25 protein-coding genes are annotated in these 24920 nt (G+C 65.2%); 13 read left to right on the forward strand and 12 right to left on the reverse strand.

Annotation, left to right across the window (positions count from 1 at the left end):
• The 8 genes from E5554_RS13265 to E5554_RS13300 form a co-directional block, all read right to left on the reverse strand.
• Complete coding sequence (locus E5554_RS13265; protein WP_136187057.1) at positions 1 to 1812, reverse strand: DUF885 domain-containing protein; 1812 nt, start codon at positions 1810 to 1812, stop codon at positions 1 to 3.
• A 139-nt stretch (positions 1813 to 1951) separates the two neighbouring features.
• Positions 1952 to 2737, reverse strand: coding sequence for a phosphoadenylyl-sulfate reductase (locus E5554_RS13270; protein WP_136187058.1), 786 nt, complete (start codon positions 2735 to 2737; stop codon positions 1952 to 1954).
• Positions 2730 to 3170 carry a DUF934 domain-containing protein gene (locus E5554_RS13275; protein ID WP_004212223.1) on the reverse strand — a complete coding sequence of 147 codons (441 nt, stop codon included), beginning with the start codon at positions 3168 to 3170 and terminating at the stop codon, positions 2730 to 2732. The genes E5554_RS13270 and E5554_RS13275 overlap by 8 nt, the downstream gene beginning before the upstream one ends.
• Entirely contained in the window at positions 3163 to 4794 is a 1632-nt protein-coding gene (locus tag E5554_RS13280) for a nitrite/sulfite reductase (protein ID WP_136187059.1), read from the reverse strand. The genes E5554_RS13275 and E5554_RS13280 overlap by 8 nt, the downstream gene beginning before the upstream one ends.
• Before the next feature lies 1 nt (position 4795).
• Positions 4796 to 5092 (reverse strand): DUF2849 domain-containing protein, encoded by a 297-nt coding sequence (locus E5554_RS13285; RefSeq protein WP_136187060.1) that lies wholly within the window; start codon positions 5090 to 5092, stop codon positions 4796 to 4798.
• Entirely contained in the window at positions 5089 to 5877 is a 789-nt protein-coding gene (gene cobA, locus E5554_RS13290) for a uroporphyrinogen-III C-methyltransferase (RefSeq protein ID WP_136187061.1), read from the reverse strand. Before cobA ends, E5554_RS13285 begins: the two co-directional genes overlap by 4 nt.
• A gap of 88 nt (positions 5878 to 5965) precedes the next feature.
• Complete coding sequence (gene astD, locus E5554_RS13295; RefSeq protein WP_125996973.1) at positions 5966 to 7399, reverse strand: succinylglutamate-semialdehyde dehydrogenase; 1434 nt, start codon at positions 7397 to 7399, stop codon at positions 5966 to 5968.
• A gap of 246 nt (positions 7400 to 7645) precedes the next feature.
• The gene (locus E5554_RS13300; protein ID WP_206434217.1) at positions 7646 to 8296 is read right to left on the reverse strand and encodes an alpha/beta hydrolase; all 651 of its coding nucleotides are present in this window, start codon (positions 8294 to 8296) and stop codon (positions 7646 to 7648) included.
• Positions 8297 to 8577: 281 nt separating this feature from the next.
• On the opposite strand from E5554_RS13300, the gene E5554_RS13305 reads away from it, so the two are divergent.
• The gene (locus E5554_RS13305) at positions 8578 to 8826 is read left to right on the forward strand and encodes a hypothetical protein (protein ID WP_136187062.1); all 249 of its coding nucleotides are present in this window, start codon (positions 8578 to 8580) and stop codon (positions 8824 to 8826) included.
• 45 nt (positions 8827 to 8871) lie between these two features.
• Positions 8872 to 9120, forward strand: coding sequence for a hypothetical protein (locus E5554_RS13310; RefSeq protein WP_125996970.1), 249 nt, complete (start codon positions 8872 to 8874; stop codon positions 9118 to 9120).
• A gap of 1800 nt (positions 9121 to 10920) precedes the next feature.
• Here the strand turns inward: E5554_RS13310 and E5554_RS13325 are convergent.
• Positions 10921 to 12318 (reverse strand): protein adenylyltransferase SelO family protein, encoded by a 1398-nt coding sequence (locus E5554_RS13325; RefSeq protein ID WP_136187064.1) that lies wholly within the window; start codon positions 12316 to 12318, stop codon positions 10921 to 10923.
• Positions 12319 to 12355: 37 nt separating this feature from the next.
• Here E5554_RS13325 and E5554_RS13330 point away from each other — a divergent pair, with 37 nt between their 5' ends.
• The 8 genes from E5554_RS13330 to E5554_RS23065 all read left to right on the forward strand — a co-directional run bounded on the left by E5554_RS13330 (position 12356) and on the right by E5554_RS23065 (position 19335).
• Positions 12356 to 13225, forward strand: a complete 870-nt coding sequence (locus E5554_RS13330; RefSeq protein ID WP_136187065.1) for an alpha/beta hydrolase — start codon at positions 12356 to 12358, stop codon at positions 13223 to 13225.
• Positions 13218 to 14372, forward strand: coding sequence for a glycosyltransferase (locus E5554_RS13335; protein WP_136187066.1), 1155 nt, complete (start codon positions 13218 to 13220; stop codon positions 14370 to 14372). The genes E5554_RS13330 and E5554_RS13335 overlap by 8 nt, the downstream gene beginning before the upstream one ends.
• Positions 14373 to 14465: 93 nt before the next feature.
• Positions 14466 to 15869, forward strand: coding sequence for a nitronate monooxygenase (locus E5554_RS13340; protein ID WP_004212237.1), 1404 nt, complete (start codon positions 14466 to 14468; stop codon positions 15867 to 15869).
• Positions 15869 to 16084 carry a DUF2093 domain-containing protein gene (locus tag E5554_RS13345; protein ID WP_136187067.1) on the forward strand — a complete coding sequence of 72 codons (216 nt, stop codon included), beginning with the start codon at positions 15869 to 15871 and terminating at the stop codon, positions 16082 to 16084. Before E5554_RS13340 ends, E5554_RS13345 begins: the two co-directional genes overlap by 1 nt.
• A gap of 518 nt (positions 16085 to 16602) precedes the next feature.
• On the forward strand, positions 16603 to 17715 hold the full coding sequence (locus E5554_RS13350) for an S-(hydroxymethyl)glutathione dehydrogenase/class III alcohol dehydrogenase (RefSeq protein WP_136187068.1): 1113 nt from the start codon (positions 16603 to 16605) through the stop codon (positions 17713 to 17715).
• A gap of 26 nt (positions 17716 to 17741) precedes the next feature.
• Positions 17742 to 18122 (forward strand): VOC family protein, encoded by a 381-nt coding sequence (locus tag E5554_RS13355; RefSeq protein WP_136187069.1) that lies wholly within the window; start codon positions 17742 to 17744, stop codon positions 18120 to 18122.
• A 15-nt stretch (positions 18123 to 18137) separates the two neighbouring features.
• Positions 18138 to 18974, forward strand: coding sequence for an S-formylglutathione hydrolase (gene fghA / locus E5554_RS13360; RefSeq protein ID WP_136187070.1), 837 nt, complete (start codon positions 18138 to 18140; stop codon positions 18972 to 18974).
• A 208-nt stretch (positions 18975 to 19182) separates the two neighbouring features.
• Entirely contained in the window at positions 19183 to 19335 is a 153-nt protein-coding gene (locus E5554_RS23065; RefSeq protein ID WP_010338958.1) for a hypothetical protein, read from the forward strand.
• A gap of 88 nt (positions 19336 to 19423) precedes the next feature.
• On the opposite strand, the gene purU is transcribed toward E5554_RS23065, so the two are convergent.
• Both purU and E5554_RS13370 read right to left on the reverse strand, forming a co-directional pair.
• The gene (purU, locus tag E5554_RS13365) at positions 19424 to 20293 is read right to left on the reverse strand and encodes a formyltetrahydrofolate deformylase (protein WP_136187071.1); all 870 of its coding nucleotides are present in this window, start codon (positions 20291 to 20293) and stop codon (positions 19424 to 19426) included.
• A 52-nt stretch (positions 20294 to 20345) separates the two neighbouring features.
• The gene (locus E5554_RS13370) at positions 20346 to 21362 is read right to left on the reverse strand and encodes a DUF1338 domain-containing protein (RefSeq protein ID WP_136187072.1); all 1017 of its coding nucleotides are present in this window, start codon (positions 21360 to 21362) and stop codon (positions 20346 to 20348) included.
• A gap of 88 nt (positions 21363 to 21450) precedes the next feature.
• On the opposite strand from E5554_RS13370, the gene gcvA reads away from it, so the two are divergent.
• A complete protein-coding gene (gcvA, locus tag E5554_RS13375) occupies positions 21451 to 22350 on the forward strand; it encodes a transcriptional regulator GcvA (protein WP_136187073.1) in 900 nt (299 codons plus the stop codon).
• A gap of 14 nt (positions 22351 to 22364) precedes the next feature.
• On the opposite strand, the gene E5554_RS13380 is transcribed toward gcvA, so the two are convergent.
• Positions 22365 to 23396: an SPOR domain-containing protein gene (locus E5554_RS13380; RefSeq protein WP_136187074.1), complete on the reverse strand. Its 1032-nt coding sequence runs from the start codon at positions 23394 to 23396 to the stop codon at positions 22365 to 22367.
• Between the two features lie 186 nt (positions 23397 to 23582).
• On the opposite strand from E5554_RS13380, the gene E5554_RS13385 reads away from it, so the two are divergent.
• Together E5554_RS13385 and E5554_RS13390 are read left to right on the forward strand one after the other, a co-directional pair.
• Positions 23583 to 24302, forward strand: a complete 720-nt coding sequence (locus tag E5554_RS13385) for a ParA family protein (RefSeq protein WP_004212248.1) — start codon at positions 23583 to 23585, stop codon at positions 24300 to 24302.
• Positions 24303 to 24317: 15 nt separating this feature from the next.
• Positions 24318 to 24914 (forward strand): hypothetical protein, encoded by a 597-nt coding sequence (locus tag E5554_RS13390; RefSeq protein ID WP_136187075.1) that lies wholly within the window; start codon positions 24318 to 24320, stop codon positions 24912 to 24914.
• The last annotated feature ends 6 nt before the right edge of the window (positions 24915 to 24920 follow it).

A 24920-nucleotide genomic window follows, 5' to 3' on the forward strand; every position in this document is an offset into this window, starting at 1 on the left:
TCAGGCCTGCGCGAGGCCGCGGGCGCGATCCTCGATCCGCTTTTCCAGGATCGACAGCGGCATCGCGCCTTCCTCAAGAACGGCGTGGAACTGCTTGATATCGAACTTGTCGCCCAGCAGCGCCTGCGCCTTTTCGCGGGCCTTGGTCCAGCTGCCATGGCCAACCTTGTAGCTGGTCGCCTGGCCCGGCTGGGTGCAGTAGCGCTCGACCTCGCGCTGGCAGCGGGGGCGGGCGAATCCGGTCTTCTCGACCATGTAATCGGTCGCCTGCTTGACGCTCCACTGCTTGGAATGGATGCCGGTGTCGACCACCAGGCGGGCGGCGCGGAACAGGAAGGACTGGAGGTAACCGGCGCGGTCGATCGGCGTCGCATAGCCGCCCAGTTCGTCGGCCAGTTGCTCGGCATAGAGCGCCCAGCCTTCGCTATAGGCGCTCATGAAGGCGACCTTGCGCAGCATTGGCACATCGCCAGCGGTCTGCGCGGTCGAGATCTGGAGGTGATGGCCGGGCACGCCTTCATGATAGGTGAGGGCGGGCAGGCCATATTTCGGCCAGTCGCCGACATCCTTCAGGTTGATGAAGTAGATGGCCGGGCGCGAACCGTCGAGCGCGGCGCGGTTATAATAGCCGTTGGAGGCGCCATCCTGGATCTCGACCGGCACCGCGCGGATTTCGAGCGGAGTGTTGGGGATGGTCGTGAACGCCTGGGGCAGCTTCGCCTTCATGGCGTCGAGGTCGCGGTTGAGCTGGGCGAGCAGGGCGGCGCGGCCGTCCGGGCTGTCGGCATAGAGCTGGGCCGGGTCGACATTGAGCGCGGCGAGCTTTTCTCCGACGCTGCCCTTGGTAAAGCCGGCGCCGTTCAGGATCACGTCCAGCTTGGCGCTGATGTCGGCGACCTGCTCCAGCCCCATGGCGTGGATCTGATCGGCGCTAAGGTCGGTGGTGGTCGCCTGCTTGAGCGCCGCTGCGTAGATTTCATCGCCGCGCGGGGTGCGCCATACGCCGTCACCGGCGGCGGTCTTGGGCTTCAACGCTTCGATCGCGGCGATCTGTTCGTCGAGCGCGGGATAGATCGACTTTTCGACGATCGCGGCGGCCTGCGCCTGCCAGTCGCCGGTCACGCCCTTGGCCGCGGCGCGCTTCACCAGCGACTGGACCAGGCTGCTGGTCGCGGCGGGCTGGCCGCGCAGCTTCTTCATCTGGCCAAGCGTCAGGTCGAGCGACCAGCCGGGGGCGAGATAGCCGCGGGCGGCCTCGTCCCGCTGCAGCGCGGTGTCGGTGCGCAGGTTGCGGGCGAAGGCATCGAGCCGGGCGACATAGGCCTCGCAATCACCGGCCGTGTTGATGGTGTGCGCGGTGTTGAGGAAATCGGGCGTCTGGAAATAGCTGCCGCCCTGCTGGAAGATGCGATAGGGGCGCTGGACGCTGTTGAGGCCGAATTTCGCCGGGGCGGCCGTCTGCTGGTCGAGCGAATAGAGGATGACCTCCAGGTTCAGGCGCTGCGCATCCGACAGGGCGGCGCCCTCATATCCCTTGAATTCCTTGATCGCCGCCTGGGTCGCGGCCAGCTTCTTCATCGTGCCGGACTTGCTGTTGTCGTCGAGCTGGCTCTTGGCGGCGGAGCGGGCGCCCTTGTCGAGGCCGAGGCTGGTGACCATGGCCGGCGACAGATCAAGCTGGCGCTCGAAGGCGGTGGCGAAGGCGGCCGACAGGCGGGCATCATCGGCGCCGGCCGCCTGGGCCAGGGCGCGTGGCGCGGCGGTGGCGAGCGCGACCGCGCCCGAGGAAAGCAGGAATTGACGACGATCCATGGGGCGACTCCCTTAAGTCCCGTTGGAAAGGGGGGAGTGTATTGCGCTGCTGACACGACAGGTCCAGCGCGCGCCCGCGCTTGTTACGCAATGTTACAATAAGATAGGGGACGGGCGCCCCGCAGGGCGCCCGGTGCAATCAGAAGGCGGGCAGGTTTGCCGGGTCTTCCGGATCGATGACGGGGATCGGCGTCACCGGCGAATGGATGCCGCATTCCACCTTGTCCCAGCCGCGCCAGCGACCGGCGCGCGGGTCTTCACCCGGCAGAACCTTGGACGTGCAGGGTTCGCAGCCGATCGACAGATAGCCCTGCGCCTCCAGCGGGTGACGCGGCAGTTGTTCGGCCTCGAAATAGGCTTCCAGATCGGTCTTGGTCCAGTCGCCCAGCGGATTGATCTTCAGCCGGCCATCCTCGACCTCGAAACGGGGCAGGTTCTGGCGCGTCACCGACTGGAATGCCTTGCGGCCCGAAATCCAGGCGTCCAGGCTCGCCTTGGCGCGCTTCATCGGCTCGACCTTGCGGATTTCGCAGCAGCCGTCGGGGTCATAGGACCAGCGCAGGCCGGTTTCGTCCTTCTTGGCCAGCACGGCAGCGTCGGGCGCGACCACGCTGCTGTTGGTGAAGCCCAGCCGCGCGATGAGTGTGTCGCGATAGTTGAGCGTTTCGGCGAACATCTTCTGCGTGTCGACGAAGATCACCGGGATGGCCTTGTCGGCCTTGGCCACCAGATCGAGCAGCACCGCGCTTTCCGTGCCGAAGGAGGAGACGACGCCGACATTGCCGGCGAGGCCTTCCGCGAACACGGTCTTGAGCATGGTCAGCGTATCGACGCCCTCGAAGCGCGCGTTGAGCGCATCGGCATCCCCCTGGGTAAAGACGGGGCGGGCATCGATCACATCGATCTGGCGGGCAGGTTCAGCCATCAATTTTCTCCGGATGCCGTTTCGCCCAGACGGGCTGACGGCCATCGATCGTCTTCTGATAGACGTCGGCATAGCGGGTGAGCGCGCGCTCCACGGCGGCGTCATCCAGGGCTTTGGCGGGGTGGAAACTGTCGAAGCCGCAGCGGCGCATGGCGTTGATCTGGTCGACCAGCACGTCGCCCACCGCGCGCAATTCGCCCTGATAGCCCGATTCCCGCAGGATGCGCGCGGCCGAATAGCCGCGCCCGTCGCCATAGGCCGGGAAGTTCACCTCAACCAGCGAGAGGCGATCGAGATGCGGCAGCAGTTCGCGCGCATCCTCGCCCGGCTCGATGCGGACGGCGGTGGCGTTGGACTGGCCGGTGAAGGATTCGACCGTGACAGCCGGCTCCTGCGCGGCTTCACCGTCGCGGAAGGAGAGGAACTCAACCATAGATCGCCTCCTTGAAGGGCTTCATGCCGATACGGCGATAGGTGTCGAGGAAGCGCTCCCCGTCGGTGCGTTCGGCGAGGTAGATGTCGGTGACCTTCTCGATCGCGTCGACCACGCCATCCTCGGAGAAACCGGGGCCGGTGATCTGGCCGAGCGAGGCGTCCTCCGCGCCCGAACCGCCGAGCAGCAGCTGGAAATTCTCCACGCCCTTCCGGTCGACGCCCAAAATGCCGATATGGCCGGCATGATGGTGGCCGCAGGCATTGATGCAGCCCGAAATCTTGAGCTTCAGCTCGCCCAGTTCCGCCTGACGCGCATTGTCGGCGAAGCGCTGCGCGATCTTCTGCGCCAGCGGGATCGAACGGGCATTGGCCAGCGCGCAATAGTCGAGGCCAGGGCAGGCGATGATATCGGTGATGAGGTCGAGATTGGCCTCGGCCAGTCCCGCTTCGTCCAGCTTTTGCCAGATGGCGTAGAGATCCGCCTTCTTCACATGCGGCAGGACCAGGTTCTGCGCATGGGTGACGCGCAGTTCGTCGAGGCTATACTGCTCGGCCAGCGACGCGACCAATTCGATCTGCTCGGCCGAAGCATCGCCGGGAATGCCGGTGAGCGGCTTCAGGCTGATATTGACGATCGCATAGCCGGGCTGCTTGTGGGCCGCGACCTGACGGTCGACCCACAGGGCGAAGGCCGGATCGGCACGGTCGATCTCTTCGCTCAGGCCCGTTTCATAGGCCGGGTTGGCGAAGAAGGCGCGGATGCGGTCCAGTTCCTCGGTCGGCGGGTTGAGGCCCAGTTCGCGCATATGGGCGAACTCTTCCTCGACCTGGCGCTTATATTCCTCGACGCCGATCTCATGGACCAGGATCTTGATCCGGGCCTTGTACTTGTTGTCGCGGCGACCGTAGCGATTATAGACGCGCAGGCAGGCCTCCAGATAGGAGACGATCTCCTCTTCGGCCACGAAATCGCGAATCTGCGGCGCGACCATCGGGGTGCGGCCCATGCCGCCACCGGCATAGACTTCGGCGCCGATGATGCCATCCTTCGACACCAGCTTCAGGCCGATATCGTGCAGGCGCATCGCCGCGCGATCGTCGTCGCTGGCAATCACGCAAATCTTGAACTTGCGCGGCAGGTAAGTGAATTCCGGGTGGAAGCTCGACCATTGGCGCAGCAGCTCGGCCCAGGGGCGGGGGTCCGCCACCTCGTCGGCGCTAACGCCGGCATATTGGTCGGAACTGATGTTGCGGATGCAGTTGCCGCTCGTCTGGATGGCGTGCATCTCCACCGTCGCCAGTTCGGCGAGGATGTCGGGCGCATCGGCCAGCTTGATCCAGTTATATTGCAGGTTCTGGCGCGTGGTGAAGTGGCCATAGCCCTTGTCGTACTTCGCCGCGATCTCGCCCAGCTTGCGCATCTGCTTGCCGCTGAGCGTGCCATAGGGGATGGCGACGCGCAGCATATAGGCGTGAAGCTGAAGATAGAGGCCGTTCATCAGCCGCAGCGGCTTGAACTGATCCTCGGTCAGCGCGCCGGTCAGGCGGCGCTGCACCTGGTCGCGAAATTCATCGACGCGGGCGTCGACGATGGACTGGTCGTAGCTGTCGTAGCGATACATGTCAGATCACCCAGTTGCCGGCGTCGGCGTCATTCGGTTTCAGGTTCAGGTCCGGACGGACCGTGGGGCCAAGCGCGCGAATGCGGTCCTTGATATGGGCCGGGCGCACGCCCTCGTCGGTGACGGTCGCGTCGATCACATAGGCGCCGACCACGCGCAGCGCCGCTTCCTCGGTGCGGGCGAGGTCGTCGCCCTGTTCGCTGACATCGGCGCTGTCGCCGACCTGGCGCGACCAGCCATCGCCGGCCCACCAGATGACATCACCGGTCACCAGATCATTGCCCGTCAGGATCTTCACGAACGCATCTCCGAAATACTCTCCCCTTTTGCCGCCCAGTCCGCCAGCACATCGCGTGCCAGGGCATGGGCTGCCACGTCGCCGACCACGATCAGGGCCGGGCTTTTGACTTCTTCACGCGCCACCATGTCGCCCAGATCGGCAAGCAGGGTGCGCAGGCTGCGCATATCGGCGCGCGTGCCATTTTCCAGCACCGCGACCGGGATCGCCGGTGACACGCCGTCGGCTATCAGCTTGTCGGCGATGTCGGCGGCAGTCGCGACGCCCATATAGATGACGAGCGTGCGGCCTTTTCCCGCAAGGCCCGACCAGTCCTGATCGGTAAGCCCCTTGCACTGGCCGGCAACGAAACTGACCGCGCTCGACGCCTCGCGATGGGTCAGTGGCAGTTGCGCCTGGGCGGCGGCGCCGATTGCGGCGCTGATCCCCGGCACAACCTCTACCGGGACGCCGGCGGCGCGGCAGGCATCCACTTCCTCGCCACCGCGGCCGAAGATGAAGGGATCGCCGCCCTTCAGGCGGACGACCGGCTCACCGGCGAGGGCGAAGCGGACCAGCAGGGCGTTGATCGCCTCCTGCGGCATGGAATGGCGGCTGCGCTGCTTGGCGACCGAGACCAGTTCGGTCTGCGGGCCGGCCAGCGCCAATATGTCGTCGGACACCAGCCCGTCATGCACGATCAGGCGCGCGTCGCGGATCAGGCGCACGGCCTTGATGGTCAGCAGTTCCGGGTCGCCCGGTCCCGCGCCCACCAGGTGGACGGTAGCAGGTGCAATGTCAGCCATGCTCGCCACATGGCGAAAGGGCAGCGGAGTTTCAATTCAGAATGGATATGGAGGGGCTTAGGAAAAGTTTTGTCCAGTAGCCGGGTTGTCAATCGCCCATGGCGCTGACGTCGATGTCCTTGAGGCCGATGCCGATGGTGGCGCGGGGCTGTTCGATCTCGGCGGATGCGACCGGATAGGCGCAATAATCGGCGGCATAATAGGCGCTGGGGCGGTGGTTGCCGGACACGCCGACGCCGCCGAACGGGGCGGTGCCGGATGCGCCATTGGTGGGCCGGTTCCAGTTGATCACGCCGGCGCGGACATTGCCCCAGAATTGCGCATATTGTTCGGGACTGCCGCCGACGAGCGAGGCGGACAGACCGTAGCGGCTGCTATTGGCTTCGGCGATGGCGGTTTCGAAATCGGGCACGCGCACGATCTGGAGCAGCGGGCCGAACAGTTCGACATCGGGCCGCTCCTGCATCGCGGTCACGTCGATGATCGCGGGCGTCAGGAAGGGCAGGCCCTTTTGCGGCCGGACCATATGCTTGATCGGCCGGCCGCCATGGCTCATCAGATAGAGGAAGCTTTCGGTTAGGCCATCGGCGGTCGGATTGTCGATAACCGGCCCCATATAGGGCTGCGGATCGGCATGGGGGTGATCGACGATCAGCCGGTCGGCAAGCTTCTTGACCTCCGCGATCAGGGCGTCGGCCATCGCGTCGCGCACGATCAGCCGGCTGGCGGCGGTGCAGCGCTGGCCGCTCGACAGGAAGGCGGACTGGATGACCAGCGCGGCGGCGGCGCCGATTTCCGGCGTGTCCCAGACGACCAGCGGATTGTTGCCACCCATTTCGAGCGCGAGGATCTTGCCCGGCTGGGTCGCGAACTGGCGGTTGATGGCGATGCCGGTCTGGGCCGATCCGGTGAACAATATGCCCGCGACATCGGCATGGGCGGCGAGTGCCTTGCCTTCCTCCGCGCCGCCGAGCAGCAACTGGACGGCATCGGTCGGGACGCCTGCCTCATGATAGAAGCGCACCAGCATCTCGCCGACCGCCGGGGTCTTTTCCGACGGTTTGAAGATGACGGCATTGCCCGCCAGCAGCGCGGGGATGATGTGGCCATTGGGCAGGTGGGCCGGAAAATTATAGGGGCCAAGCACCGCCATCACGCCATGGGGCTTGTGCCGCACCGACTGGCGGGCGCCCAGATTGGCCTCCAGCCGGCGCTGGCCGGTGCGTTCGGAATAGGCGGCGACCGATGTGTCGATCTTGGCCATGACCGCCGTCACCTCGGTCCGGGCGTCCCATAGCGGCTTTCCGGTTTCGCGGGCGATCAGGTCGGCCAGTTCCTCCTCATGGGCGCGCACGACATTGACGAAGCGGCGCAGCGTTTCGATGCGGAAGGCGACCGGCTGTGCGGCCCAACGCGGCCAGCCGGAGCGGGCGCGGGCGACGATATCGTCCACGTCGCCGCTTTCGCCCTGCCATAGCAGGGCGCCGGTCGCGGGTTCATGGGACGTCAGCGCGGCGGACATGGTGCAGGATATGACCGAAAATGGTTAACGAAGGAAGAGCGGGGCATGGAGGGCGCTCTTCTACGTTCGGCCAATAGGAAATGTTCCGCTTAACTTCCCATATTTCCCGCATATTTGGACATTTAAGAACCGAAGTTGGAAATTTTATGATGCTGGGCCGATCCGGCCGGGCTGGGCGCCCGTGCCGGATCGATCCTGTACCATCCTGCCCTCGAATAGGACAGCGCGGCCGCCCGGCAGCAGCGATCAGAAGCCGTAGCGGATCGACATTTCGGCGCTGCGCCGGGCTTCTTCGTTGCGGACCGCGGCAAGATCGGCCGGCGCCGTCCGATCGGTCAGGCGGTGGAGCAGGAACTGGCCGAAATTCCATTCGCCCAGATCCGACGCGGCGTTGATATGGCCGCTTTCGCCCGCGTCGGCGAACTGGCTGCCCCAGAATTGGGCCAGCCGCCGGGCGCTGGCAAAGTCGATATAGGGATCGTTGCGGCTGGCGACGACGATCGAGGGGAAGGGGAGTAGCCCCTTGGGCGTGGGGCCGAAGCCGACGAGGCGGCGGTCGACCGCGCCGCTGTCCACTTCCGGCGGCGCCACCAGCAGGGCGCCGGCCACCTTGTCCCGCAACTGTCCGGTTTCGAACGCTGCCCACCAGGCGACCGCATGGCAGCCAAGGCTGTGCGCGGCCAGGATCACCGGTCCGTCAACCTGGGCGATAGCATGGCCCAGATTGGTGATCCAGGCATTGCGATGGGGCGCGTCCCAGCTACCCAGTTCGACCCGATGGCAGTCGGGAAGCGCCTTTTCCCAAAGGCTTTGCCAATGGCCCGGACCGCTGTTCATCAGGCCGGGGACGGTCAGGATGGTGGGGGTCTGGTCGTCCGACAGGGTGTGAATCGTCATCTGCACCTCCAAATCTATGGGGCGATTTTATCACTACTGATTTGATTGATAATAAAGCTTTGCTGATGCGTGGCGAAGTTGGGATGGATTGTGTTGCGCGAAAAATACCAAATATAAAAATATGTTGCCGACTATTGGCGTAATTTTCGTGCAGAAAATGTGATTTGCGCGAACTGGAGCCCGATTTTCCGGGCTTTCGGCAAATTGGCACGGCCCCTGCAATGCTCCTGGCACGACCCGATCGGGGTCGCGGAACGAGATTTCAGGGAAGGAATTTGCTCATGAAGACCATCACCATCATCGCCGCTGCCGCCGCCATGACCGTTGCTGCCGCGCCGGCCTTCGCCCAGCCGGAAGGCAAGTTTGGCAACGCCAAGGTCAGCTATGAAGAAAAGACCGACCGCTACTGCTTCCGCGAAACGCGCGCCAATTCGCGCATCCCGCTGGTCGATTGCCGCAGCAAGCAGGACTGGGCCGACGCGGGCCTGACCATCAGCCGCAAGCCGGCCGTCCAGTTGGCCCAGCGCTGAGCGCCGGCACCACCGATCCATCAAAATCAGGGAAGGAATTTGCTCATGAAGACCATCGCCATCATCGCCGCCGCTGCTGCCATGACCGTTGCCGCCACGCCAGCCTTCGCCCAGCCCGTAGGCAAGTTTGGCAACGCCAAGGTCAGCTATGAAGAGAAAACCGACCGCTACTGCTTCCGCGAAGTGCAGCCGAGCACGCTGGTGCCGCGCGTCGATTGCCGCAGCAGGCAGGATTGGGCCGACGCTGGCCTGACCATCAGCCGCAAGTCGGCCGTCCAGCTTGCCCGGCGCTGAGGCGCAGTGCCTCCCGGCGAGAGGAAGCCGGGAGGCTGCCCGGATGGGGCGGATTTTGCGGCAGGTCGCGCCAGGCCCGCGATCAACGCCGGAACGGCCTCGCTGCGATGTCGTTGGTTCGACGGACGCGGCCCGCGCATGGTTATCACGGGGCGGCCTGCGACCGATGGAGCGTCCCGTCCCGCCTTCCGGGGCAAAGGCGGGACGCTTTTTCCGTGTTACGCTGCTGCGATCAGCGGTAATCGGCCGGACGGATCCGGCTTCTTTCTGAAAATTGCTGGCGGGTCTCGACCGTAAATCGACGCGACAGTCGAAGTTCACAGTGTCGTGAGGCTGATTCCGGCGAAATGCGCCGGTGATGCTCCTGCGACGCGCCGACGGCGCGCCTGTGAAGCGACACGCGCATCGAAATCGGAGCATCACCACGCCTCGGTGACGCGACAGTGGTGCGACAGTGAAGCGACGCCCATGCGCCAGCAGGCGGTTGCGGAGCGACCGCGAGATGGCGTGAAGATCGTGTGATTGATCCATTTCCAAGGGTAGATCAGAGAAAGGCGGAATAGGACAGGGTGGGAATGGCCATTTTCAGCCAATCCGATGCGGGATGTGCTTTCCGCAAAGTTGCCGTAAGCGGCTCCATTGCCCTGCAAGTATCGACCGGCCTGAGCGGTGGACTGCTCTCCTCTTGCTCATGTCTACCGCGCCTGACACGATGACTGCATGAGGATATGCTGCCTGCCGCTGATCGTGATTGCATTGGAAGCCTGCACACCGGCCGTAAGTGAATCGGCAGGACCATGCACAGAGAACTTCTGCCTCCCCGATGGGGCTAAGATCACCCGCACCCAAGAAGGGCCAGATTTTAACGTCCATGATGTCTCATGGATGGGCCAGAGGTTCGGCATCTATGAGGGCAATCATCCCCAAAAGGGGGATCAGGGCAGCCGCGCAGCCGTCAAGCTCCGCATTGACTCCAGGGCCCGCATTGGCGTCGCGGAGGGGCGTGGCAGCATCATCGTCGCCACCGGGAAAGGCTGGCCCGCCTTTTTGGACGTAATGGGGCCATGCAGGTCGGATAGGGACTGCACGCTCGTGAAGTTTGCCGAGGGACTGAGGGGACGGTGAAGTCTGAATGGGCCAGAAAGACTGGACGGTCGCGCATCGACCAGTTTTCGACGTTCGCATGGTTCCCCACTGATCTCAATTGCAGACGTTCTGGCAAAGCTGCAAACAGGCTCGATGGAACAGCCCATTCATGAGCCTAGATGCAACACATGCGGTCGCATTCTTGGCATAGATGCCGATCCCCTTTCCACGAACTGTGGCGGTGATTGTTGGGGATGCGTTGGCGAACTAGAGGCGGATGGATGGCCAGCGTCTGCGGAAAAGGTATCTGCTGAGGTAGCTTCTGGGCTTCGCGACCCTGATGGCTCAGTGAAGCCCTCGCAACGATAGGCCAAGATCGACCAGAAGCGGGCGTTTCCTACTCCCCTCCCTTCCAGGGAGGGGCCGGGGGTGGGTGCGCCGCGTAGCGGCGGTCTACGGTCGACAGGGCAGAAGCTCGCTACGCTCGCAACCCACCCCAACCCCTCCCTGGAAGGGAGGGGCTATGTCTTGCTCCCACCCATTTTCGTCATTCCCGCGAAGGCTGGGATCACTCTTTTCTTCAAGGGGAACATAGAAGAAGTGGGATGCCAGCCTTCGCTGGCATGACGGGTTTGAAGCACAGTCGCTGATCCACCAAATTCGACCACTCGATCAGGGGCGGGCAGCACTCGCTTGGTCGGGCTTTGGCCTTTCTCAGGGCAATGCCGGCGCACTCCCGTGCGCTTCGCCCATGCGGCGGATGGCGGTGACCTTGGCGTGGAGCGGGGACCAGTCGTCGGACTGGTCGATCGCGCTCCAGATCGCTTCCACCTCGTCGATATGCATGGAGCAGGGGGTCTCGTCCGACCAATAGGCGTGGTCGCGGGCGCCAGGGATGGGCGGGTGGTCGGCCAGCGTGTCGCGCAGTTCGGCCCAGATGGGTTCGCTGTAACGCGCCGGATTGCGGGGCGTGCCGCCGCGCCAGTCGTGGAAGAAGATATCGATCGGCGTCGCCGTGGTCATCATCGCGCGCACGGCGGTTTCGGTCATGGCGGCGGTATTCGCGCCTGGCCGGACGCCGAGGCGCCAGCAGAAACGGCGCTGCATCGCCTGCGCATAGAGGGCGGGGAAGCGTTCGAGCTGTTCGATCAGCGGCGGGGCTTCGGTAAGCGGGCGCAGCGAAACGGCGAACTGGGCGACGTCCCAGTGGATCGCCTCGGCCTGGCGGGCAAAGGCGTAGAGGCCGGCATGGTCGAAATAGGCGGCGGTGAAATTAGCGTCCCAGAGCGGCGTGAAGCGCCAAGGGCCATAGTCGAAGCTTTCGCCGGTGACATTGATATTGTCGCTGTTGAGCACGCCATGGACGAAGCCGGCAACCATGTAGCTGGCGGCCAGGTCGGCGGTGCGATCGACCACGCGGCCGAGCAACTGGGCGGGCGGATTGTCGCCGGGCTGTTCCCCATAGAGGTGGGTGAGGGCATAGTCGGTCAGCCGTTCGAGCAACCTATTATCCTCGATATAGGCGGCGCGCTGGAAGCTGCCGATGCGGATGTGCGAATGGCTGAGCCGGACCATCGCCGCGCCGCGCGTGGGGGATGGCTCGTCATTGCGCTCCAGCGCCTCGCCGGTCTCGATGATCGAGAAGGTCTTCGACGTGTTGACGCCCAGCGCCTCCAGCATCTCGGTCGCCAAAATCTCGCGCACGCCGCCCTTGAGCGTCAGGCGCCCGTCGCCAAAGCGGCTATAGGGGGTCTGGCCCGTTCCCTTGGTGCCAAGGTCGAGCAGGCGGCCGTCCGCGTCGCGCATCTGGGCGAAGAGGAAGCCGCGGCCGTCGCCGATATCGGGATTATAATGGCGGAACTGATGGCCATGGTAACGCAGGGCGAGCGGCTGGGGGAGGTTGTCGGGCAGGGGCGCGAAGCGGCCGAAATGGGCTATCCATTCGGCGTCGCTCAGATGATCAAGGCCGACCGATGCGGCGGCGCGGTCATTGCGGAACCGCAACAGGGTCTGCGGAAAGTCCGCAGCATGCACCGGATCGGCGATGTCGGGCATCAGCGCGGTGATTTCCGTGGCGGGGCTGTAATTGGCGGCTTGCGGCTTGTTGTCCATGCGGCGATATGGGGGAGCATGGGCGGAAGGATCAAGCTTGACCGGCTATAGTGACGCATATTGGTGGTCCCCGGATGGACTGCGGCTGCATTATCGCGACTATGCGGGCGGCGAGGACGGGCGGCCGCCCGTGCTGTGCCTGTCAGGGCTGACCCGTAATGCGCGCGATTTCGAGCCGCTGGCACAGCGGCTGGCGGGCGAGTGGCGGGTGATCTGCCCGGATATGCGGGGGCGCGCCGAAAGCGCCTATGCCAAGGATCCGATGAGCTATGTGCCGCTGACCTATTTGCAGGATATCGGCCGGTTGCTGGCGGACCTGGCAATCACCCGCTTCGTCGCGGTCGGCACGTCGCTGGGCGGGATCATCACCATGCTGATCGCCGCGACCCATCGCGAATGGCTGGCGGGCGCGGTGCTGAACGATGTCGGCCCGACGCTGGACGAGGCGGGGCTGGACCGGATTCGCGGCTATGTGGGTGTGGGTCAGTCGCACCCGAGCTGGGTCCATGCGGCCCGCGCGCTGGAGGAAGCGAACGGCGATGTCTATCCGGCCTATGGGCTGGAGCAGTGGCTGGCGATGGCCAAGCGCCTCTATCGGCTGAACAGCGGCGGGCGGATCGTGCTCGACTATGACATGCGCATCGCCGAACCGCTGCGCGCGCCGGGCGGCGAGGCGGGCGTCGACATGTGGCCGGTGATGACGGCGTTTCAGGGCATTCCGACCCTGTTGCTGCGTGGCGCCCGATCGGACCTGTTGAGCGCGTCGACGGCGGAGCGGATGGCGCGCGAGGTGGGGGCAAGCGCGGAACTGGTGACGGTGCCCGATGTCGGCCATGCGCCGGCACTGGACGAGCCGGAGGCGGCGGCCGGGATCGACCGTTTGCTGGAACGCGTGCTGCGTGGTTGATGGCGGCGGCGTGAGGCGGGGCGACCCGCCGCGCATCCTGCATATCCATGGCAGCTTCACCCTGGGCGGCAAGGAAGCCCGCGCGATCCGGCTGATGAACATCTGGGGCGACAAGGCGCGGCACAGCATCGTCAGCGCCGCGCCCGAGGCGCTTGCCGCCCGCAGCGCGATCGAGCCGCAGGTGCCGGTCGATTTTCCCCAAGCGCCGCCCTTTGCCGGGCGGCCGGGGCTGGCCCGGTTCCGCGCGATTGCGCAGTTCCTGTCCGGCTATGACCTGGTGCTGGGCTATAATTGGGGCGCGATGGACGGGGTGATGGCGCACCGGCTGTTCGCCCGGTCGATGCGCCTGCCGCCGCTGATCCATCATGAGGATGGCTTCAACGCCGATGAGGCGGCCGGGCTTAAACCGCAGCGCAATCTCTATCGGCGCATGGCGCTGGGGCGGGCGCAGGCGCTGGTCGTGCCCTCGGCCCGGCTGGAGCGGATCGCGCATCAGGCGTGGAAGCAGCCGGCCGGCAAGGTGCATCTGATCCGCAACGGCATCGATGTGGCGCGCTATGCGCAGGCGCCGGCACCGGATGCAATACCGGGGCTGGTGCGCACGCCGGGCAAGCTGCTGGTCGGTACGCTGGCGGGGCTGCGCGCGGTCAAGAATATCCCCCGGCTGGTGCGGGCGGTGGCGGTCCATCGCGAACGGCTGCAACTGGTGGTGGTGGGCGAGGGGCCGGAGCGCGATGCGATCCTGGCCGAGGCGGCGGCGCACGGGCTGGACGATATCAGCCTGGCCGGGTTCATGACCGACCCCTGGCGCTTCGTCGGCCTGTTCGACATTTTTGCCCTGTCGTCGGACAGCGAACAGTTCCCGATCTCGCTGGTGGAGGCGATGGCGGCCGGACTGCCGGTGGCGTCTACCGATGTCGGCGACGTCGCCAATATGGTGGCGCCGGCCAACCGGCCCTTTGTTGTGGCGGACGAACAGGGGCTGGCCGACGCGCTGGGGACGCTGGCCGCCGACCCGGAATTGCGCGCCGCATTGGGGGCGGCAAACCGGGCGCGGGCGCAGCGCGATTATGACGAAAAGACCATGGTCGACGCCTATGCCGCATTATATGGCGAGGCTCTGGCCAGCCCCCACATTTTGCGCTAGGGCGCCCTACAGTTCGTCATCCCTGACAAAAACTGTTATAGGACGACATTTCAACCGGTCTGGGGAGGCCGGTTCATTTCGCGGGAGAAGTCGTTGTTCAAGGGTTTGAAACCCATCGTCTATGGTGGCCGTGAAGTCTGGCCGCTGGTCGAAGGTGGCAAGGGTGTTGCTGTTTCCAACCATGCCAGTTCGGGCGCCTGGGCGGCTGCCGGGGGCATCGGCACGGTATCGGCGGTCAATGCCGACAGCTATGACTCCATGGGCAATATCATCCCGCAAATCTATCATGGCCGCACCCGCCGCGACCGCCATGAGGAACTGATCGCCTATGCCATCGACGGTGCCGTCGAGCAGGTGAAGCGCGCCTATGAGATTGCCGGCGGCAAGGGCGCGATCAACATCAACGTGCTGTGGGAAATGGGCGGTGCGCAGCGCGTGCTGCACGGCGTGCTGGAAAAGACCAAGGGCATGGTCGCCGGCGTCACCTGTGGCGCGGGCATGCCCTACAAGCTCAGCGAAATCGCTGCCTCCTACAATGTCAGCTATCTGCCGATCGTGTCGTCGGGCCGTGCCTTCCGCGCATTGTGGAAGCGCGCTTATTCCAAGGCATCGGAATGGCTGGGCGCGGTGGTCTATGAAGATCCCTGGCTGGCCGGTGGCCACAACGGCCTGTCCAACGCGGAAGATCCGCGCGCGCCGCAGGACCCCTATCCGCGCGTTCGCGACCTGCGCGCCACGATGCGCGAAGGCGGCATTTCCGACGATGTGCCGATCGTCATGGCCGGCGGCGTCTGGGCGCTCAAGGACTGGAACGACTGGATCGACAATCCCGAGCTGGGCGCGATCATGTTCCAGTTCGGCACCCGTCCGCTGCTGACCCAGGAAAGCCCGATCCCGCAGGATTGGAAGGACCGGCTGATGCAGTTGGAACCGGGCGACGTGCTGCTGCACAAATTCTCGCCCACCGGCTTCTACAGCTCGGCGATCCGCAATCCTTTCCTGCGTTCGCTCGAAGCGCGGTCGGACCGCCAGATCCCGTTCAGCACCGAACAGGCGGGCGATCACACCCATCAGCTCGACGCGGGCGTGAAGGGCAAGAATTTCTGGGTGACGGTCGGCGACCTGCTGCGCGCGCGCGAATGGGTAGGCCAGGGCTTCACCTCCGCGCTCAAGACGCCGGACAACACGCTCGTCTTCGTGACCGAGGAAGAGAAGGCGGAAATCCGCAAGGACCAGACCGACTGCATGGGCTGCCTGTCGCAGTGCAGCTTCTCCAGCTGGATGGACAGCGAAACCAACTCCACCGGTCGCCTGGCTGATCCGCGCAGCTTCTGCATCCAGAAGTCGCTGCAGGAATCGGTCCATGGCGGCGACCTGGACAAGAATCTGCTGTTCGCCGGCCATGCCGCCTATCGCTTCAAGCAGGACCCCTTCTATTCGAACGGGTTCGTGCCGACCGTGAAGCAGCTGGTCGACCGCATCCTGACCGGCGACTGATGGCGGCGGATATTCAGGGGCTGGCGGTGCTGCATTATGACACGCCGCATTTCGACGTGGTACGGCCGGGGCAGTTCGTGCTCTGCGCCGTATCGGGCGCGCGAATCGACCTCGACGATCTCAAATATTGGAGCGCCGAGTTTCAGGAAGCCTATCGCGGGCCGGAGGAGGCGACGGCTTCCTCCCTGCGCCACCGCGGTGCAGCATTTCGCTGAACCGCGGTAAGTGCCTGCTACCATTCGGCTTTTTGGCATCGTTCGATTAGTTGAATGATTGCTGTGCGCTGCAGCGAAAATTTCAAGATGTTGCGATTTCCATTCATCGCCCTGGCGGCACGTCTTGTCGTGAGATTGCTGTTCCCACGTCCATTTATCTGATGTATTCTTCCTCAACAGGCGGCGCAGATCGTCTTTTGGGTGAAGGATGTGTCAGATGTCTCGAATTGATGTCTTCGGCGATCGTATCTGTCTGGTGAGCAGCCTGCTGATCCTGGGCTGGTTCATTTACAACGTGTCCTTCTAAACAGGACGCGACCGGGAAAGGCAGGGCGATCCATTTGGCGATGCAAGTCGCTGGATGCGCTTTGTTTTTTTCGGATCCTGCTGGATTTTCCTCTCCTTTTGACAGCGGTATCGGCTGGCAATTGCTGCCGGAACCGATATGAACGCCGGGAATGCTTTTAACAGGGCGTCCTCGGGGCGTCCGTTCACGCCAGTCATGGGAGTTGCCCGCCGTGAAAACCCGCGCCGCCGTCGCTTTCGAAGCGAAGAAACCCCTCGAAATCGTCGAGGTCGATCTGGAAGGCCCCAAGGCGGGCGAAGTCCTGGTCGAGATCATGGCGACCGGCATCTGTCATACCGATGCCTATACGCTGGACGGGTTCGACAGCGAGGGCATCTTCCCCTCGATCCTGGGCCATGAGGGCGCGGGCATCGTCCGAGAAGTGGGTGCTGGCGTCACCAGTCTGGTGCCGGGCGCCCATGTCATCCCGCTCTACACCCCCGAATGCCGCCAGTGTAAGTCGTGCCTGAGCGGCAAGACGAACCTCTGCACCGCGATCCGCGCGACCCAGGGCAAGGGGCTGATGCCTGACGGCACGACCCGCTTTTCCTACAAGGGCCAGCCGATCTTTCATTATATGGGTTGTTCGACCTTCTCCAACTTCACCGTCCTGCCCGAGATCGCGCTGGCCAAGATCCGCGAGGACGCGCCGTTCCAGAGCAGCTGCTATATCGGCTGCGGCGTCACCACGGGCGTGGGCGCGGTGATCAACACCGCCAAGGTGCAGGTCGGCGACAATGTCGTGATCTTCGGCCTGGGCGGCATCGGTCTCAACGTCATCCAGGGCGCGCGCCTGGCCGGCGCGAACAAGATCATCGGCGTCGACATCAATCCCGATCGCGAGGAATGGGGCCGCAGGTTCGGCATGACCGAGTTCCTCAACTCCAAGGGGATGAGCCGCGAGGATGTGGTCGCCGCGATCGTCGCGATGACCGATGGCGGCGCGGACTACACGTTCGACGCCACCGGCAATACCGAAGTGATGCGCGTGGCGCTGGAAGCCTGTCATCGCGGCTGGGGCACCAGCATCATCATCGGCGTGGCCGAGGCCGGCAAGGAAATCAGCACCCGTCCGTTCCAGCTGGTCACGGGTCGCAACTGGCGTGGCACGGCCTTTGGCGGCGCCAAGGGCCGCACCGACGTGCCCAAGATCGTCGACATGTACATGACCGGAAAGATCGAGATCGACCCGATGATCACCCATGTCATGGGGCTGGAGGACATCAACAAGGGGTTCGACCTGATGCATGCGGGCGAGAGCATCCGCAGCGTCGTCGTCTTCTGAACCGATAACCCAACAGGAGAGTGACCATGTTCAGCCATGTGATGGTGGGATCGAATGATCTCGACGTTTCCCGCGCCTTTTATGATGCGCTGTTCGGTGTGGTCGGCGGCAAGCCGGCGATGCAGGACGACAAGGGACGGCTGATCTACATGCATGACGGCGCGCTGTTCATGGTCACAAAACCGATCGACGGGGAACCGGCCTGCCACGCCAATGGCGGCACGATCGGTTTCCGCATGACATCGACCGAGCAGGCCGATGCCTGGCATGCGGCCGGGGTCGCGGCGGGCGGCACGGCGTGCGAAGATCCGCCGGGCGTGCGCGAGGGCGGATTCGGCAAGCTCTATCTCGCCTATCTGCGCGATCCCGCCGGCAACAAGCTGTGCGGCCTGCATCGGATCGGCTGAGGAAGGAAGAGCCAAGTGGAGACGGTTTCGACTAACAGGGCCTTTGGCGGCATCCAGGGCGTCTATCGCCATGCTTCGCGCGAGACGGGGACGGAGATGACCTTCTCCGTCTTCGTGCCGCCGCATGCGCCGGGCGCGAAGCTGCCGGTGGTCTGGTATCTGTCCGGCCTTACCTGCACCCATGCCAATGTGACGGAAAAGGGCGAGTTTCGCCGGGCCTGCGCGGAACTGGGGCTGATCTTCGTCGCGCCCGATACCTCGCCGCGGGGCGAGGGCGTGGCCGACGATCCGGACGGCGCCTGGGACTTTGGCCTGGGCGCGGGCTTCTATGTCGATGCGACGCAGGCGCCCTATGCGGCCCATTATCGCATGTGGTCCTATGTGACGCAGGAATTGCCGGCGTTGATCGCGGACCAGTTTCCCGCCGACATGGATCGCCAGTCGATCATGGGACACAGCATGGGCGGCCATGGCGCGCTGACCGTCGGGCTGACCTATCCCGAGCGCTATCGTGCGGTCTCCGCCTTCGCGCCGATCGTGGCGCCGGGGCAGGTGCCCTGGGGCGAGAAGGCGCTGGGCGGCTATCTGGGCGAGGACCGCGCGGCGTGGCGCAAGCATGACGCTGTCGCGCTGATCGAGGATGGTGCGCGGATCGATGCGCTGCTGGTCGATCAGGGCGCGGGCGACAGCTTCCTGGAGGGGCAGTTACGCCCCGAATTGCTGCGCACGGCCTGCGACGCGGCGGGCATCGACCTGACGCTCCATCTGCGCGACGGCTATGACCATAGCTATTATTTCATCTCCAGCTTCATGGACGATCATCTGCGCTGGCACGCCGCGCGGCTGGGTTGATCGTGGGCCGTCTGGGCAAAGCCCGAATGGTCGCGGCACAAGATAAGCTATTTTGCCTTTCTCTATTTGATAGGTAGATAGGGTGCCGAGCGTTTCGCTCCGCGGCTTTTGAAGGATGTCAGCTTGCTCCGCGTCACCAACGGCTAAAGCGCACGGTACCCAAGCGACAACGCCCGGTTTCGTGTTCCTCCCGCACAAGGAGAAGACGATGACCCATAAGCAAGCCCGTGTCCGCCAGCAGCGACAGGACCAGACCCCGCAAATCCATATTCCCCATAGCAGCTGGTCGCGCGTCGAGCGCAACCGCAGCGCTGAGGCTGTGCTGGCGCCGGGCGATTTCTGGGCGCGGCTGGGGCTTTAACGGCCGTTGGCTTCGCGCTTGTCGAGAAGGCGCGTAATAGGGTTCTCGACAGGCTCGAACCGAACGGATGTTGGGCCGCTCGGCCTTTCTAGCGGAACACCACCGTCTTGCCGCCATTGCGCAGCACGCGCCGGTCGGCGAGCCAGCCAACGGCGCGGGCGAGAACCTGGGCCTCGATATCGCGGCCGATGCGGATCATGTCGTCGGCGGTGGCGCGATGGTCGACGCGCTCGACCGCCTGTTCGATGATCGGACCTTCGTCGAGGTCGGCGGTGACGAAATGGGCGGTCGCGCCGATCAGCTTGACGCCGCGCTCATGGGCGCGGTGATAGGGGCGGGCGCCCTTGAAGCCGGGCAGGAAGCTGTGATGGATGTTGACGCAGCGGCCTGCGAGCCGATCGACCAGATCTTCCGACAGCACCTGCATATAGCGGGCGAGGATCAGATATTCCGACCGGCTGCGGTCGAACAGGTCGAGCAGGGCGCTTTCCTGCGCGGCCTTGTCGCCATTGGGCGGCAACTCATGATAGGGGATGCCGTGCCATTCGGTGATGCGGCGCATGTCGGGATGGTTGGACACCACGCCCATGATGTCGACCGCCAGCGTGCCGGTCTGCCAGCGATGCAGCAGGTCGGCGAGGCAGTGCGACCCCTTCGACACGGCGATCAGCATGCGCGGGCGTTCGGCCGCTTCGGTGAGGCGCCAGTCCATGGCGAAGCGGGTGCCGATATCGGCAAATTCGTCGCGCAGGCCGGCGGTGTCGAAGCGCATGCCGGTGTCGGTCGCCTCGAACGCGACGCGCATGAAGAAGAGGCCGGCCTCGCGATCGGCATATTGCTGGCTGTCGGTGATGAAGCCGCCCCGTTCGGCGAGGAACTGGCTGACCGCCGCGACGATGCCGACACGATCGGCGCAGACCAGGGTCAGTATCCAGGACGGGATGGTCTTGTCGTTCACTCTGCGGCTCCCAGCAATTCTGCCGAGGCGTTGCCCCAAGCTGGGGCTGCGATCAAGCCTTGGCGCTGGTCATGGCGAAGATGCCGGTGGCGTTGCCGGTGTCGAAGGCGAGGTCCAGCCGGCCGGTATCCGGGTCGATATCGCGGCTGATGAATTCGTAGAAGGAGCCGGGCACGCTGCGCAGATCGCGGTCGGCGAAGAGGCGCTCGACGCTGTCGGCGCGGAAAGCGGTCTGGCGCACGCGGCCGGTGGCGGAGTTTTCAAGCTTGGGCTTCATCGGCCGGTCTTCCGCCTTGAGGCGATCGGCCAGCGCCGCGACATCGGGCACGCGATCGGTCGCATGGTTGAAGGCATTGCCCTCGGTCGCGATCCAGGCGGCTTCGTTGGAGCGGGAGAGGAGCAGCTCATAATCGGCAAAGGCCGGCGGTTCATGCTGGCGGTCGAAGGCCGAGACGATGACGGGCAGGGCGGTGGCGGCGTCATCGAAGCCGACCGGTTCGCCGGCGGCATAGCGGTCGAGCAGGGCGATGGTCGGGGCATCGAGCGGATCGCGCGAGGTGCCGAAGATGCGGGTCGCCGCTTCGCCAAATTCTGGATCGAACCGGTCGACATGCAGTTCGGACAGGAAGAATTGCGGGATCGCCTCGGGCGCGTCGACATGGACATAGGCGCGGCCGGTCATCCTGAGGCGATCGAGCGGATAGAGGGCGGCCATGCGATAGCCCAAGGGCAGGAAGATGCGGGTGAAGGCATCCTCGCCAGCGGGCAGGGCGCCGGTCGGCCCATCGGCAAAACGGATGGTGCGCAGCGCGCCATGGTCGAACATCACCCGGCCGCCGCGCGCCAGCGTGTCGGCGACATAGGCCGCGCCACTCGGCACCCGTTCGAGCAGGTCGTGGAACAAGATGACGTTCATCGCCATGGCAAAGGCGGCGCGGCTGACGGTCGGGCCGCTTTGCGCCAGCAGCGCGGGATCGATCGCCAATGCGTCCAGTGCGGCCTTGCCGGCGTCTTCGCCCAGCACCGACTGAACCAGGGCGACGATGCTTCCTTCATTCTGCGACGACATAAGAACGCTCCACGATGACAGCGCCCTTATCGCAGGATAGGGTGGGTCGCGCAAATAGGGAGCTGTCATCACTTGATGCGGAACGGGAATGGATAGGGCGCGCAAATGGCTGCCGCCGATGAGCGCGCTCAACAGTTTCGACGCGGCCGCGACCCATGGCAGCTTCTCGCGCGCCGGGGTGGAGGTGGGGCTGACCCAGAGCGCAGTCAGTCGCCAGATCGCGCTGCTGGAGGATTGGTTGCAGACGCCTCTGTTCGACCGGGTCGGGCGGCGGGTGCAACTGAACGAGGCGGGGCAGGCCTATGCCGAGGAGATCCGCCCGGCGCTCGATCGGATCCGGCGGGCGACCCGGCGGGTGGCGGCGCGGCGGGCGCAGGGGGCGCTGCGGATCGCGACCCTGCCCAGTTTCGGCATGCGCTGGCTGGCGCCGCGCCTGCCGGGCCTCAGCGCGCTGCATCCCGATCTGGTGGTGGATTTCGCATCGCGATCCGACCCGTTCGATTTCGCGCAGGAGGAGTTCGACGCGGCGATCCATTATGGCCTGCCGGAAGAATGGCCCGGCGTGGCGCAGGATTATCTGTTTCGCGAACAGATGGTGCCGGTCTGCGCGCCGGACTGGCTGGCGGCCAATGGGCTGCGGTCGCCGGCCGATCTGCTGGGCAAGCCGCTGCTGAGCCAGAGTTCGCGGCGCGACGCCTGGGCGCGCTGGTTCGTGGCAGCGGGCGTCGAGGCGGGGCCGTTGCCGCCGGGGCCGGCGTTCGAGCATTTCCTGATGCTGGCGCAGGCGGTGGTGGCGGGGGCGGGCGTGGCGCTGATCCCCAGCTTCCTGATCCAACCGGAGCTGGAGGCGGGCAGCCTGGTCATTCCGTTCGACCGACCGCTGTCCAGCGAGCAGGCCTATTATCTGGTCTATCCCACGGGGCTTGGCGGCCATCCGGGACTGGCACGGTTTCGCGCCTGGATGCTGACGAGCGCGGGCGCGGATTAGGCGCCCGCGCGGGCTTAGTTCTTCTTCGGCATGCAGTCCGCGCCGGCGGCCTTGATGCTGCTGCACAGGCGCGAGGCGTCGGCGCTGCTGGCGATCGGTCCGGCCTGAAGGCGGGTGATGCTGCCGGCCTTGACTAGATAGGGCTGATAGCCGGAGAGGCCGCTGACCTTGCGGGTCAACTGGCTCCACAACGCACGGGCGCGGCCTTCGTCGCCGAACGCGCCAAGCTGGACGCGCCAGTCGCCGCCGGCAGCCGGTGCCGGCATCCTAGACGGCGCGGGCTTGGGTGGCGCGGGCTTGGAGGGGGCTGGTTTGGCTGCCTCCGGTGCCGGCTTGGGCGCTGTCGGCTGCGGCTTGGCGACCGCGACCTGGGTCACGGGTGCGGGAACTGGCTTTGCTGGTGCCGGGGCGGGAGACGCCGGGCGGGGCTGGCTCGCTGTCGCCGGCAGGGTCAGGCTGGCGCTGGCCAGGCTCTTTTCCTGCGCCTCCATCGACGAGGCCAGGGCAAGGCCCTGCTTGCGCTGGTCGGCGGGGATATATTTGTCCATCTGCTGCAGGCTGGTGGTTGCCTGTGGCAGCCCGGAGGCGGAGGCGCGCGTCATCATCGCATAGGCGCGGACCCAGTCCTTGCCGACCATGTCGCCGTTGAACAGGGCGGTGCCGACAATATATTGCGCGCGGGTTTCGCCGCGGGCTGCGGCATGCTGGAGATAGGGCATGGCCCCGGCGCGATCGCCCTGCTGGAACATCAGCAGGCCCAGATTATCTTCGGCGCGGGCATGGCCCTGCGCCGTCGCCTTGCGATACCAGTCGACCGCACTGCTGAGATCGGCCGGAACGCCGCGGCCGAGCTTGTAGGCCTGACCCAGATTGAACTGCGCATCGGGATCGCCGGCATTGGCGAGCGGGCGCCATTCGGTGATCGCCTTGGCATAATCGCCCTGCTGCCAGGCATCGACGCCGGCCTTCACATCGGCAAGCGCCGGCAAGGCGGCCGTCAATAGCGTGCCGAACGCAACGGCTCCCCAGATAGGCTTCATATCCATGCTCCAGACCGGAAATATCGTCCGGCACTATCGTCAAACAAGGTTAACGTCTTCTTAGCATTGCCGGATCCATGATGTGAAATCGGGGATAGGTGATCCTCAACAAGGTTGCCAGACCAGTTAACCGAATTTTAGGCGGCGCCATGCCAAATCGTTTCGGAACTGGATTTACCTGGGGGAAGGCGCGTGCGCATATTGGCATTGGCATCGCAAAAAGGCGGATCGGGCAAGACGACCCTGTCCGGTCATCTGGCCGTACAGGCCCAGTTGGCCGGGGCCGGTCCGGTCGTCCTGATCGACATCGATCCCCAGGGTTCGCTGGCTGACTGGTGGAACGAGCGCGAGGCCGAGTATCCCGCCTTTGCCCAGACCACGGTTGCGCGGCTGGCCGCCGACCTCGAAATCCTGCGCCAGCAGGGGTTCAAGCTGGCCGTGATCGATACGCCGCCGGCGATCACCATGGCGATCCAGAGCGTGATTTCGGTCGCCGAACTGATCGTCGTGCCGACCCGCCCGAGCCCGCATGACCTGCGCGCCGTCGGTGCCACGGTCGACCTGTGCGAGCGCGCCGGCAAGCCGCTGATCTTCGTCGTCAATGCCGCGACGCCCAAGGCGCGCATCACCTCCGAAGCCGCTGTCGCTTTGTCGCAGCATGGCACGGTGGCGCCGGTGACGCTGCACCATCGCACCGATTTCGCCGCCTCGATGATCGACGGGCGCACGGTGATGGAGGTCGATCCCAAGGGCAAGTCGGCCGCCGAAGTAACGGGCCTGTGGAGCTATATCTCCGATCGCCTGGAAAAGAATTTCCGCCGCACGGTCTTTTCCGTGCCCCAGAACAGCGTCGGCACCGCCGCCGCTTCGCGTCCCGCCGGTGGTGGCTTCGGCCGCCGCGTCGTGCAGTAAGAAAAGGGGGCTATCATGGCTGAAGCCAAACCGATCGCTTCCCTGACGTCCGGCCTGCTGGCGCGCAAGGGTGCCGCCACGCCGGCGATGCGCCGCCCGATGCTGGGCTTTGGCCGTCCGAGCAATGGCGGCATGGTGTCCGACGATCTGGGCTGGAACGACATGGGTTTCGACGTGCCGATGCACGATGACGAGCCTGCCGCGCCGACCGCGCCCGTTGCCACCGGCCTGACGCCGATGACCACGGTGCTTGCGCCGGTTCCGGTGCCGGCGGTCGTGACCGAACGCGAGGAACTGGCCGAGCGCGTGGCGCAGGTCGTTCTGCCGGAGACGGTGGAAGCCGAGCCGGAACCGGCCGAGCTGGTGATGGCTGCCAAGCCGATGCGGGCAAAGCCGGCGCCGGTGCGCGCCGTGCCTCCCAAGGCGATGGCGGTCGACAACGCACGCAAGGCAGCCTTCACGCTGCGGCTGGATGCGGGCCGTCATCTCAAGCTGCGCCTGGCGGCGGCCGTGACCGGCCGGTCGGCGCAACAGGTTGTTACCGAAGCACTGGATGCTTTCCTCGAAGGGCTGCCCGAGATTGATCGGCTTGCCCAGCAATTGCCGCACTGACGCGGC

Origin of the sequence: Sphingobium sp. PAMC28499 (genome assembly GCF_004795815.1) — a bacterium.
In the GTDB taxonomy this organism is placed as follows: Bacteria; Pseudomonadota; Alphaproteobacteria; order Sphingomonadales; family Sphingomonadaceae; genus Sphingobium; species Sphingobium yanoikuyae.